The organism is Pseudomonas fluorescens group sp. (assembly GCF_020093335.1).
Taxonomy (GTDB): domain Bacteria; phylum Pseudomonadota; class Gammaproteobacteria; order Pseudomonadales; family Pseudomonadaceae; genus Aquipseudomonas; species Aquipseudomonas petroselini.
Map to the genome: position 1 here is coordinate 33437 of NZ_JAIOKW010000028.1, position 12012 is coordinate 45448.

The following is a 12012-nucleotide window of genomic DNA, read 5'->3' on the forward strand; positions in this document are numbered from 1 at the left end:
GCCTGCCATTGCAGGCCCGTTTTCGTTTAGTGTCCGCGCCGGAAGAAAGACCTGCTCAACCACGCCAACCCACACGCCCCCCATCCCGCGAAGAGCATGGCCCAGCCGACGCCATGGCGCAGGGCTGCCTGGGCATCGGTGACGCTAAGGTCCATCGATGAAGCCAGTTTGCCCGCCGCAATCTTCTGGCTGATAGCCGCCCAATCCAGCACGGTGCTTTCGGGCAATACAGCAGCCAGTTGATGGTTGATCCCCAGCAACAGCACCAGCCCCATCAACGCGATGTTGAGCGCGAGGGTGATCAGCCGCGCGCTGAGGTCGATGCCCGAGGCCATGCCTGCACGGTCGGCCGAGACTGAACCGGTGGTGGTGTTGGTGGTGGGGGAGTTGGTCAGCGCCAATCCCACGCCGGCCGCGATGCAACTGCTCAGCACCAGCACGATGCTTGGCTGCGCGGCAGCGTTTGCAGCGGCCATGCTCAAGAAACCTGCACCCATCAAACCTAACCCAAGAGGGATGATGCGTTCGGCGCCATAGCGCAGGGCCAGGCGTTCGGCCAGTGGCGGCACCAGCAGTGTCGGCAAGGTATAGGCGAGCAGGGCGCCGCCGGTGGTCAAGGTGTCGTAGCCCAGCCCGGCCTGGAAATACAGTGGCAGGTAGATCATGAACGGCCAGAAGCTGAAGTTCATACCGATCGAGCCCATCAACGCGCCGTTGAAGCGCTGGATACGGAACACCGAGAAATCAAACATCGGGTGGGCGCTGCGCCGTTCAACAACGATGAACAGCAGCAGTGCGGCCACTGCCAGGCCCGCCCAGCCGAGCATGGCCGGGGTGCCAAAGCCGTGTTCGGTGCCTTGGGTGATGAAGTAGACCAGCGCGAACACCGACAGCGTCAAGGTGAGCATGCCGGCGATGTCCAGGCGATTGCCCGCCGGGTCGCGGGATTCCTGCACGCTGACGTGCAGCAGCACCAGGGTGAACACCGTGAGTGGCACGTGCACGAGAAACACCCAGCGCCAATCCGCCACCGCCAGGATCAACGCGCCCACCATCGGCCCGAAGCCCAGGCCCACGCCGGCAATCACGCCCCAGATCGCGAATGCTCGCGCCCGCGCTGCCGGTTCGCGGAACAAGTGCGACAAAATCGCGAACTGGCAAATCATCATCGCCCCGGCGCCGATGCCTTGGACGAAACGCGCGGCGATCAGCGTCGAAGCATGCTCCGCCAGCCCACAGGCCAGGGACGCTAGCCCGAACAGCCACAGGCACAGCACCAGCATGCGTCGGCGGCCAAAGCGATCGGCCAGGGTGCCGGCCGCCATCAACACGCTGGTGCAGGCCAGGGTGTAGGCATTCATGATCCATTGGGCGTCCTGGAAGCCGGTGCCCAGTTCCCTTTCAAGGGTGGGCAGGATGACCGGCACGCTGGAGATTTCCAGGCCGAACATCAGGGCGACCAGGCACACGGCGGTCAGCGCGAGACCATTTTTGGCGGTGCGCGGTGGGCTGGCGACCGATAACGTGGCAGCGGGTGGCATGGGGACTCTCCCGTCGTTGGGGTATCGGGCTATTTTCAGGGGAATCTGGTTCTTTATTCGTGATAAATTTTCCAGAGATAAGGGAACCGAGAGCGACAATTGAGCCTATGACCACTCCACGTTTTGATGGCGTTGAACTCTTTCTGCAGATCGTCGAGAGCGGCAACCTGACCGAAGCCGCCGAGCGGCTGAATGTGACGCGCTCGGCAGTCGGCAAGGGCTTGGCGCGACTTGAGGCCCGCCTGGGCACGTGCCTGTTACAGCGCTCTACCCGTCGCCAACGGTTGACCGAGGACGGGCAGGCCTATTACGAGCATTGCCTGCGGGCGCTGGCGGAACTTGAGGCCGCCGAGTCCGTGCTGGAAAGCGGTCGGCAACAACCCCGCGGGCGGTTGCGGGCCAGCCTGCCATTAGCGTTCGGGCACCACTATGCGGCGCCTGCGCTATGGGGGTTGATGGATAGATTTGCCGAATTGGAGATCGAGATTTCTTTCTCTGACAGGCTGATCGACGTTGCCCAGGAAGGCTTCGACCTGGCGGTACGCATTGGCGCGCTGCCCGACACCGACCGCTTGAGCGCCCGTCGCCTGGGCGAGCAGGCGATTGGCCTGGCGGCGTCACCGGCGTACTTGCAGCGCGTGGGTCAAATTGAGCGCATCGAGGACCTGGCCGGGCATCGCGGCATTGCTTATCGCTGCAGTGCCCCGCGCTTGGAGTGGGCGCTCAATGACGAGCAGGGCCGCCCACACCGTGCGCGGGTGGCCTCGCCGCTGATGATGGATGACCTCCAGGCGGTGGCCGATGCCGCCATCGCGGGCGTGGGCCTGGCCTGGTTGCCCAGTTGGCTGATCGCCCACTATGCGCTGCGCGGTCAGCTGCAAGCGGTACTGCCTGGTTACTGCGAGCAGCCCTCGCCGATCCACGTGATCTGGCCCACGGCGGCGCACATGCCGGCCAAGACGCGCTGTGCCATCGACGCGTTGGTGGCCGGCACGCCGTCGTGCCTGGCGGGCAGTTAAAACTCAGGATGAACATAGGCATTGTGGTGAGCGGGCTTGTTGTGGTGAGCGGGCCTCTCACCACAGCGGGCCCACTCACCACAGGTTATTTGTTGCTCGAGCCGTTAGAACGCGATGGAGGTCTGCACATACACCGTGCGTGGCTCACCGACGTATTTGCCTTTGTTGTTATCGTCGAATGAACGTGTGTAGTACTGCTTGTTGAAGATGTTTTTCACTCCCACCGCCACGTTCAAATCAGACAGCTGCGGGCCGAAGTCGTAGGCGGCGCGGCTGCTGAACAGCATGTAGCCGGGGATGCGCCCGTTCGCACCGTCGGCGCTTTCGGCCTGGGTGTTGGCGTTGTCGGCGAACTGGCTGCTCTGGTAGCTGCTGTCCAGGTTGAGCTTCCAGCGGCCTTCGGTGTAGCCCACGCCGAGGGTGCCCTTGTGTTTTGACGAGAAGGGCACGCGGTTGCCTTTGTTCGGGCCGTCTTCGCGGATGGTGGCGTCCACGTAAGCGTAGCTGGCATACACATCGAACCCTGCCAGCGCCGGGCTCAAGCCGTCGAGGGCGTAGTTGATGCTGGATTCGATGCCCTGGTGACGGGTCTCACCACGGGCAATCACCGAATCATTGGTCTGGTTGCTTTCGTACTGGTTGTCGAAGTTGATCAGGAACGCGCCGATTTCCGCGCGCAGGCTGCCGTTGTCGTAGCGTGTGCCGAGTTCCCAGGTCCGCGCTTTTTCCGGTTTGACTTCGCCGCTGGTCACACGGTTGGGCATCTGGCTGTACTGCACGCTACCGAACGAACCTTCGGTGTTCGCGTAGAGGTTCCAGTCGTCGGTGAGGTGATAAAGCACGTTCAGTGCCGGCAGCGCGGTGTTGTAGTCACCCTTGTATTTAACGTTGCTCAGGTTGTTGGTTTGCTGGGACTCGATCATCTCGTAGCGAATGCCCGGGGTGATGGTCCACTTGCCGATATCAATCCGGTCATCGATGAAGAAAGCATTGGCCTCGGTGCCGCCACGGGTGTCGCGGTCATTGCGGCTGTCGGTGGTGGGGATTTGCTGGTTGGCGGCAATCGGCGTGCGGTAGCGCAGTTCGTGGCCGGCCTCGTTGATATAACGGTAGCCGACGCCCACTTCGTGGCTGGTCGGGCCCAGGTCAAAGCCTTGGGCGAAGCGGGTTTCCAAGCCGCGCACCCAGTACTCGCGCGGGGACAGCGACAGGAACGTGCCTTGGTCGAGGTAGCCGCTGCGCAGCGTCTTGGTGAAGAAGCTGTTCACGGTGAATTCGCGACGGTCATGCTCATAGCGATAGCCGACGTTGAACATCGTACGGCGGCCCCAGAACTTGTCGTAGGGACGGGTGGACTGATACGGATCGGCCTTGTAGTCCGCGACGTTCAAACCACCGGGCATATCGGCCTGGCCTTCGTAGTATTGCGCCATGGCGTTGAAGCTGTTGGCATCATCGAGCTGGTATTTACCCTTGAGGATCAAGTCGTCAATGCGCGTGTTGCTGTTCTCGCGCCAGTCGCCGCCTCGGGTGCCGGAGTACAGCAGCGCGCCGCCCAGGCCGTTGTCGGCGGTGCCGCCGGCGAGCAGGTTGCCGGTGGTCTTGAAGCCGTCGTGGCTGGAGGACGGGCTGGTTTCGGTCTGCAGGCCGCCTTTGACGGTGGGCGCATCCGGGATCGCGCGGGTCACGAAGTTGACCACGCCGCCGACGTTCTGCGGGCCGTAGCGCACAGCGCCGCCGCCGCGTACGACGTCTACCGCATCCATGTTGCCCATGCTGATCGGCGCGAATGAAAGCTGCGGCTGGCCGTAAGGCGCGAAAGGCACCGGGATGCCGTCCATCAACACCGTGGAGCGCGAGGCCAGGCGCGGGTTGAGGCCGCGAATGCCGAAGTTCAGCGCCATGTCGTGGCTGCCGGTGCCGTTGTTGTCCGGTGCGTTGACGCCGGGGATGCGGTTGAGCACGTCCTTGGCCTGGGTCGCGCCCTGACGCTCGAACTCTTCGCGGCGGATCACATCACGGGCGCCTGGGTGTTCGAATACGTTGGTTTGCGCCGCATCGCCGAGCCAGTCGCCGACCACGCTGGACGTGCCCAATTCGATACTGGCCGGTGCCGTGACCGGTTGCAGGCTGTAGGCATTGTCGCCCTCGGCGCGGGCTTGCAGGCCGGTGCCTTCCAGCAGTTTTTGCAGGCCGTCTGCGGCGCTGTAATTGCCGGACAGGCCACGGCTCTGTCTACCCGCCGTAACTTCGGAGCCGAAGGAAATCAGCACGCCCGCTTCGCGGCCAAACTGGTTCAACGCAGCTTCCAGCGATGTCGGGGCGATGTGATACGGCTTGGCATCGGCCGCCATCACCGGCGGCAGTACGGTAAGACTCAGGCTGGCGCCGAGTAGGAGTTGGCGCAAGGTGCGGGTGAGAAGCGTCGGTTGCTGGGGCATGAACAGCGGTCCTGAGAAGGAAGGATCAAGGTGGCTTTCCTTCTCTGTCACGCGAGGGGTGGAAAACGGCTCATCGGTTTTGAAATTAATCTCAGGCGTGTGCCTGCACCGTCACCCAATACCGCGTAAAGCGCCGTACTTTCACCGGCAGGCTCACTTCCAGCAGGTCGAGAATGCGTTCGCTGTCATCCAGCGGGTAGCTGCCCGAGATCAGCAGGTTGGCCACCTGTGGGTCGCAATTGACCTGGCCACGACGATAACGGCCCAGTTCGCCGAGGAAATCTTCCAGGCGCATGTGGGATGCGACCAGCATGCCGTCGGCCCAGGCGCCGCTGTTGGCGTCGGTGGGGCGCGGGGTGTCCCAGCCTTTGCGGGTGAAGTTGACCTGCCTCGCAGCCTCGACCGTCAGCGGCAGGCCGCTGTAGGTGTTGGGCATCACCTCGGCGCGGCCATCGAAGACCGTCAGTTGGGTGTGATCGTTGAACTGGCGCACATTCAAGCGCGCCGCCTGGCTGGTGAGCAGGCCCTGGCCGGTCAGGACATTCAGCGGCGTATTGCCTGCGAGGCTGGTCAGCAGGATCTCGCCTTCAAGCAGGCGGATCAGCCGCTGCCGGCCATCGAAATGCACGTCTACCGCGCTGCCGGTATTGAGCTGCAATTGGCTGCCATCGGCCAATTGCACCTTGCGACGCTGGCCGACGGGGCTGCGATAGTCGGCGGTCAGCGGCGGCAGGATATGTTGCTGGCGCAGGCTCCAGGCGGCGGCCGAACCGGCACCGAGGACCAGCAGTAACTTGAGGGCCTGGCGGCGGCTGGTGGAGGTCGGCGCATTCAATGCGGCATGGGCCAGGGGCGAGGGCATGCCGCGCAGGCGCTGATTCACGCGCTGCATATGGTCCCACGCGCGCTGGTGTTCGCTGTGGGCGTTCAGCCATTGCTGCCAGGCCGCTTGCTGGCGAGGGTTGAGCGCGCCTTGCTGCATTTCCATCAGCCAGTGCACGGCTTGTTCGGCGACTTGAGTGGAAAAATTCATAGGGCGAAATAGCAGCGCATGGCCGCTTTGTTCAGGTGGCGTTTGACGGTGGCGATGGAGATGCCCAGTTCAGCGCCGATTTGTGCGTAGGTCAGGCCATCCAGCTGGGCCAGCAGGAAAGCGCGTTTGACCTGCACGGGCAGGCCGTCGAGCAGCTGATCCAGCTCCACCAGGGTTTGCAGGATGATTGCGCGTTCTTCTTCCGACGGCGCGACGTGCTCGGGCATGTGCGCCAAGGCGTCGAGGTAGGCGCGTTCCAGGTCCTGGCGGCGGTAGAAGTTGAACAGCACGCGCTTGGCGACGGTGGTGAGAAACGCACGGGGCTCGATCAACGGGGGCGTTTCCCGTGCGGTGAGTACGCGAATGAAGGTGTCCTGTGCCAGGTCGGCGGCACTTTCCGGGCAGCCGAGCTTGCGTCGCAACCAGCCGGTGAGCCAGCGGTGGTGGTCGTTGTACAAAACTTCGACGGTGTTGGACGGGCTCAACGGGGACACTCCACAAGCATCGCCATGCTTTAGAGAACAAGAATTGTTCGCATTGTAGGGTGCGTGAGCGGCTTCGGCAATCCACCTGCGCAGGTGATTCATCCGTTCTGTTTTGCTTATGAGAATATTTATCATTAATATTGCGTACTGATGAACCTGGCGCTTCCCGCATGAAAAGCAAAACCTCGCTGCCTGTCTCCTATCGTCTTGCTGTGACCTCGCGCGTGCTGGCTGCCGTGGTGGGGGGGTACCTGATGGCTTCCCTGGCCAGTATCTGCCTGGCGCTGTGGGTGCCTATTTCCCGTGCTGACGCAGTGATCACCGGGATGATGAGTTCGTTCGTGTTCTATCTGCTGGCCGTGCTCTGGTGTTTCGCCTGCCGCAGTGCCGCGCGCGCCTGGTTGGGTGTGATGCTGCCGAGCGCGGCTTTCGCCACGTTGGCGGGTGTGGGGTTCTGGATGGCACGCACATGAAAGAGGGCTTTCGCCAGGCCATGGCTTGGCTGCACACCTGGGCTGGGCTGATCTTTGGCTGGCTGCTGTTTGCGATTTTCCTGACCGGCACCTTGGCGTATTTCAAGGACGAAATCAGTCATTGGATGCAGCCTGAAGTACAGGCCCATCCGCTCGACGACACGCGCAGCCTCACGGTGGCACAGGCGTATCTGCAGCAGCAGGCACCGAATGCCGCGCGCTGGTTCATCACCTTGCCCGACAGCCGCGATCCTGGCCTGTCGGTGATGTGGCAAGACAAGGTCGACCCCGGCAAACGCGGTAATTTCATCCAGAAAACCCTCGACCCAGTCAGCGGCCAGGCCGTGCAGGCCCGTGAAAGCATGGGCGGCGAGTTCTTCTATCGCTTCCATTTCCAGCTGCAGATGCCTCACCCGTGGGGCCGTTGGCTGTCGACCATTGCCGCGATGGTGATGTTTGTCGCGCTGATCACCGGCATCATTACCCATAAGAAAATCTTCAAGGACTTCTTCACCTTCCGCCCCCGCAAAGGCCAACGCTCCTGGCTCGACGGGCATAATGCGGTGGGCGTGCTGGTGCTGCCATTCCATTTGATGATTACCTACAGCAGCCTGGTGATCTTCATGAGCATGGTGATGCCGGCGCCGATCCTGGCTTCTTATGGCAACGACACCCGCGCCTTTTTCAGCGAGGTGTTCCCCAATACCAACAACGCGCCGGCCTTGGGCCAGCCAGGCACATTGCGGCCGCTGGTGCCGATGTACGAACAGGCACGGGCGCAGTGGGACGGTGGGCATGTGGGGCGCGTGGCGGTGAATAATCCCAGCGATGTAAACGCCTCGGTCAATGTGTTCCGCGCAGGTTCCGACAGCGTGGTGCACGATTTCGGCAGCACCGTTTCCTTCAACGGCAGCACCGGTGAGCTCTTGCGGGTGAGTGGCGAGCAGTCACTGCCGGCGGCCATCGGCGGCAGTTTCTACGGCCTGCACATGGGCCATTTCGCCGGCCCGGTCCTGCGCTGGTTGTACTTTATCTGTGGCTTGGCGGGCACGGCGATGATCGGCACCGGGCTGGTGATCTGGCTCGGCAAACGCCAGCTCAAACACGCTAAAGCCGCGGTCATGCCGTTTGAATTGCGCTTGGTGGAAGTACTCAACATCGCCAGCATGTCCGGGCTGATGATCGCCATCGCGGTGTTTTTCTGGGCAAACCGTCTGCTACCGGTGAGCTTCGCAGAGCGTTCTGACTGGGAAGTGCAAACCTTCTTTATCGCCTGGGGCCTGAGCCTGTTGCACGCCATCCTGCGGCGCGGGCGACAGGGTTGGGTCGAGCAGTTAAGCGTCGGCGCGCTGCTGTTTATCGCCATTCCGCTGCTCAATGCGTTGACGACCTCGCACCACCTTGGCGTTTCGCTGGCCACCGGCGATTGGGCCATGGCCGGCTTCGACCTGACCTGCCTGGCCAGCGGAGTGTTTCTCGCCTGGGCCGCCTGGAAGATGCAGCATCGCACCGCGCCTGCGCCCAAGGCTGAACGCGCACGCCCGTTGACGCTCAAGCAGGAGACCAACTGAATGCTGCTCGCTCTGCTGATGTGCTACGCCGGGTTCACGGCACTGTGCTTGTCCACTGACCGTCACCACGGCGAACTGCTGCACAGCAAACCCTCGCCCCGGCGGCGCCTGGGGTTGCGTGTGACCGGCTGGTTGCTGCTGACGCTGTCGATCTGGCCGGCGGTGAGTGTCGTCGGTTGGGGGCAGGGCCTGGTGGAATGGTGCGCCGTGTTGATGCTCAGCGCGCTGCTGTTGGTGCTGTTGTTGCCGTATCGGCCAAGGCTGGCCTTGATCCTGGCAGGCATCGGCCTGCTGGCCAGCCCGGTTGCGGCGTTTGCCATCCTTTGAGCCCACCTTGATGATCAGCACCCCACCCGAATCCCAGGACAGCCAGCACGCTGACGCGGCCGGTGGACGTGCGCATTTCCTGCAGGTGTTCTTGTCCCAGCGTTCGCAGATGGAGGCCCTGGTAAGTCGACGCGTGGGGTGCCGCGCCACGGCGGCTGACCTGGTGCAGGACCTGTTCCTGCGCTTCTGGCGCCGGCCGCTGGTACAGGTTGAAGAACTCAGCACCTACCTGTTGCGCTGCGCCGGCAACATCGCTATCGACCACCTGCGCAGCGAAGGCGCACGGGTGCGCAGCAGCGAAGGCTGGCTGCCCGAACAGCAAGACAACCAGGGCTCCGAACCCCAGGCGGCGCTGGAGGCAGGCAACGATCTGCGCCACGTCGAAGCGGCCCTGCGCAGCTTGCCCGAGCGTACGCGGCAGATTTTCCTGCTCAACCGCATCCACGGCCGCAAGTACGCCGAAATCGCCAAGGCCATGGGCCTGTCCCAAAGTGCCGTGGAAAAACATATGATGCGTGCCCTCGAAGCCTGCAAAGCCAGCCTTCGCGAACCTTCATCCCCCCGCACGCCAGGGAAAGCACCGTGAACGTCACCCCCACGCCCGCCCAGGAGCAAGCCGCACTGGCCTGGCTGAGCCTGCTGCACGACCAGCCCAGCAGCGGCGACCAGGCTACGTTCAGCCAGTGGCTGCGGGCCGACCCTGCGCACGTCGCGGCCTATTCCCAGGCGCAGGTGCTGTGGGAGTTGAGCGAAGTACCGGCGCGCAAGTTGGCGGGCGAGGAGGCGTTGGCATTGCAGGGCTACCTTAATGCCATGCATGCCTCGAAGCGTTCGCGGGTGGTGCGCTGGTCCGGGGCGCTGGCGATGGCCGCGTGCCTGGTGGTGATGGTGTCGATGGGCGCCGGTTGGCAGCCGTCGCGCTGGGTCGATGACTTTGGCGCGGACTATGTGACGGCGCCCGGAGAAATCAAAACCGTCACCCTGGCCGACAAGTCCCAAATCACCCTCGATGCCGACAGCGCCATTGCTGTGGATTTCAACCATGGCGAACGGCATATCCAACTGCGTCGGGGCGCGGGTTTTTTCAGCGTGACCCACACCGGTGAGTCCTTCGTCGTGGCGGCGGGCAGTGGCGAAGCGCGGGTGCTGGGCACACAGTTTGAAGTCCGTCTGCAACCGGCAGGCGCCCAGGTAACGGTGTTGTCCGGGCGGGTTGGCGTGACGCCGTCAACGCAGGGCCAGCAGCAGATTCTTACGGCGGGCCAGCAAGTGGCCTACACCGATGGCATCGCCGATCAGATGCACGCGGTCGACAGCGAATCACGCCTGGCCTGGCGCGACGGCTGGCTCAACTACTACAAGGCGCCGCTGGCCGACGTGGTCAAGGACCTGGAGCGTTATTACCCTGGTCGCATCCTGTTGCTCAATGACGAGATGGGCGCCAAGCGCGTCAGCGGCAGCTTCCCGAGCCAGGATCCGCAGGCGGTGCTGAATGCATTGCAGGCGGTACTGGGTTTTGAACAGCACCATGTGCTGGGGCGAATGATCGTGGTGCGCTGATTACTTCAGCGCCGCCATGATTTTCTCCGGGCTGTAGTCGCGAATCAGCGTGCCGTTCACGTCCACGAACGGAATCCCGCCGCCGCCCAGCGCCTCGTACGCCTTGCGCGCCTGGGCGTCCTTCTCGATATCGAACGCCTGGTAGGGAATGCCTTTCTGGTCCAGGAACCGGCGGATCTGTTTGCAGTACCCACACCATTCGGTGGAATAGAGCACCACGCGCGCCGACATGCGCACGTGCTCCGGCACCCCTTGCGAGGGGTTGAACACCCGCTCGATCTTGCCCCAGTTCTGGATCACCACCACGACCAGCAACACCAGCAGGACTTTCTTGAAAACCCCGCTCAGCATCAGTTGCGGCGCTTGAGCTGATCGGTCAGTTGGGTTGGCAGGCCCTTGATGATCAAGGTGCCGGCGGCTTCGTCGTACTCGATCTTGTCGCCCAGCAGGTGCGCTTCAAAGCTGATGGACAAGCCCTCGGCGCGGCCGGTGAAGCGGCGGAACTGGTTGAGGGTACGCTTATCGGCAGGGATTTCCGGCGACAGGCCGTAGTCCTTGTTGCGGATATGGTCGTAGAAGGCTTTTGGCCGATCTTCATCGATCAATCCGGAGAGCTCTTCCAGGCCCATCGGTTCACCGAGCTTGGCCTGGCTGCTGGCGTAGTCCACCAGGGTCTTGGTTTTCTCGCGGGCGGACTCGTCCGGCAGGTCTTCGCTTTCGACGAAGTCGCTGAAGGCCTTGAGCAGGGTGCGGGTCTCGCCCGGGCCGTCGACGCCTTCCTGGCAGCCGATGAAGTCGCGGAAGTATTCCGAAACCTTCTTGCCGTTCTTGCCCTTGATAAAGGAAATGTACTGCTTGGACTGCTTGTTGTTCTGCCACTCGGACACGTTGATGCGTGCCGCCAGGTGCAGTTGACCGAGGTCCAGGTGACGCGAGGGGGTCACATCCAGCTCGTCGGTCACCGCCACGCCTTCGCTGTGGTGCAGCAGGGCGATGGCCAGGTAGTCGGTCATGCCCTGTTGATAGTGGGCAAACAGCACGTGGCCGCCGGTGGAGAGGTTGGACTCTTCCATCAGCTTCTGCAGGTGCTCGACAGCGGTGCGGCTGAAGGTGGTGAAATCCTGCCCACCCTCGAAATACTCCTTCAACCAGCCGCTGAACGGGTGCGCACCGGACTCGGCATGGAAGAAACCCCAGGCCTTGCCTTGTTTGGCGTTGTAGCTCTCGTTGAGGTCGGCAAGCATGTTCTCGATGGCGGCCGACTCGGCAAGCTCGGAGTCGCGGGCATGGAGAACTGCAGGTGTGCCGTCGGGTTTTTTGTCGATCAGGTGGACGATGCAGTGACGGATCGGCATAGGCTTCTCGGCTGGTTGATAGGGGAGCGGTTGGCCTCCCCGAAAAGTCGCCAAGTGTACCGCACCATTGGCCAAGACGTGCTTCGAAGGGTGTTTCGAGCACCCTCCGACGGGCCATATGCCTTTTTTTCACGGTTTAGAGCGATAAAGCTGACCAAATGGGTAGGTAGAAGCGGATATTTCCCCGTCTCTGTGCTAGTTTTGCCC

The 12012-nt window shown here is 62.8% G+C and carries 12 protein-coding genes; 6 read left to right on the forward strand and 6 right to left on the reverse strand.

The features are described from left to right. Window positions 1-26: 26 nt before the first annotated feature. The gene (locus K7431_RS22895) at window positions 27-1541 is read right to left on the reverse strand and encodes an MFS transporter (protein ID WP_012722381.1); all 1515 of its coding nucleotides are present in this window, start codon (window positions 1539-1541) and stop codon (window positions 27-29) included. Between the two features lie 107 nt (window positions 1542-1648). On the opposite strand from K7431_RS22895, the gene K7431_RS22900 reads away from it, so the two are divergent. Further along, window positions 1649-2560, forward strand: a complete 912-nt coding sequence (locus K7431_RS22900) for a LysR family transcriptional regulator (protein ID WP_012722382.1) — start codon at window positions 1649-1651, stop codon at window positions 2558-2560. A 104-nt stretch (window positions 2561-2664) separates the two neighbouring features. On the opposite strand, the gene fecA is transcribed toward K7431_RS22900, so the two are convergent. From fecA to K7431_RS22915, 3 genes are all read right to left on the reverse strand, one after another. Beyond that, on the reverse strand, window positions 2665-5001 hold the full coding sequence (gene fecA / locus K7431_RS22905; RefSeq protein ID WP_012722383.1) for a TonB-dependent Fe(3+) dicitrate receptor FecA: 2337 nt from the start codon (window positions 4999-5001) through the stop codon (window positions 2665-2667). Between the two features lie 91 nt (window positions 5002-5092). Next, a complete protein-coding gene (locus K7431_RS22910) occupies window positions 5093-6034 on the reverse strand; it encodes a FecR domain-containing protein (protein WP_012722384.1) in 942 nt (313 codons plus the stop codon). Further along, window positions 6031-6519, reverse strand: a complete 489-nt coding sequence (locus K7431_RS22915; protein WP_043204827.1) for a sigma-70 family RNA polymerase sigma factor — start codon at window positions 6517-6519, stop codon at window positions 6031-6033. The genes K7431_RS22910 and K7431_RS22915 overlap by 4 nt, the downstream gene beginning before the upstream one ends. A gap of 170 nt (window positions 6520-6689) precedes the next feature. Between K7431_RS22915 and K7431_RS22920 the strand changes: the two genes are divergently transcribed. Genes K7431_RS22920 through K7431_RS22940 form a run of 5 tightly spaced genes read left to right on the forward strand, consistent with a single transcriptional unit; the run spans window position 6690 to window position 10450 of the window. Next, window positions 6690-6992, forward strand: coding sequence for a DUF3649 domain-containing protein (locus K7431_RS22920; RefSeq protein WP_043204828.1), 303 nt, complete (start codon window positions 6690-6692; stop codon window positions 6990-6992). After that, entirely contained in the window at window positions 6989-8563 is a 1575-nt protein-coding gene (locus K7431_RS22925; protein WP_012722387.1) for a PepSY-associated TM helix domain-containing protein, read from the forward strand. Before K7431_RS22920 ends, K7431_RS22925 begins: the two co-directional genes overlap by 4 nt. After that, window positions 8564-8890 (forward strand): DUF3325 domain-containing protein, encoded by a 327-nt coding sequence (locus tag K7431_RS22930; RefSeq protein WP_012722388.1) that lies wholly within the window; start codon window positions 8564-8566, stop codon window positions 8888-8890. 7 nt (window positions 8891-8897) lie between these two features. Beyond that, complete coding sequence (locus K7431_RS22935) at window positions 8898-9476, forward strand: RNA polymerase sigma factor (RefSeq protein WP_043204830.1); 579 nt, start codon at window positions 8898-8900, stop codon at window positions 9474-9476. After that, complete coding sequence (locus K7431_RS22940) at window positions 9473-10450, forward strand: FecR family protein (RefSeq protein ID WP_012722390.1); 978 nt, start codon at window positions 9473-9475, stop codon at window positions 10448-10450. Before K7431_RS22935 ends, K7431_RS22940 begins: the two co-directional genes overlap by 4 nt. Here K7431_RS22940 and K7431_RS22945 read toward each other — a convergent pair whose 3' ends face one another. Together K7431_RS22945 and yejK are read right to left on the reverse strand one after the other, a co-directional pair. Further along, complete coding sequence (locus K7431_RS22945) at window positions 10451-10801, reverse strand: glutaredoxin family protein (protein WP_043204832.1); 351 nt, start codon at window positions 10799-10801, stop codon at window positions 10451-10453. After that, on the reverse strand, window positions 10801-11805 hold the full coding sequence (gene yejK / locus K7431_RS22950; RefSeq protein ID WP_012722392.1) for a nucleoid-associated protein YejK: 1005 nt from the start codon (window positions 11803-11805) through the stop codon (window positions 10801-10803). Before yejK ends, K7431_RS22945 begins: the two co-directional genes overlap by 1 nt. Window positions 11806-12012: the final 207 nt, after the last annotated feature.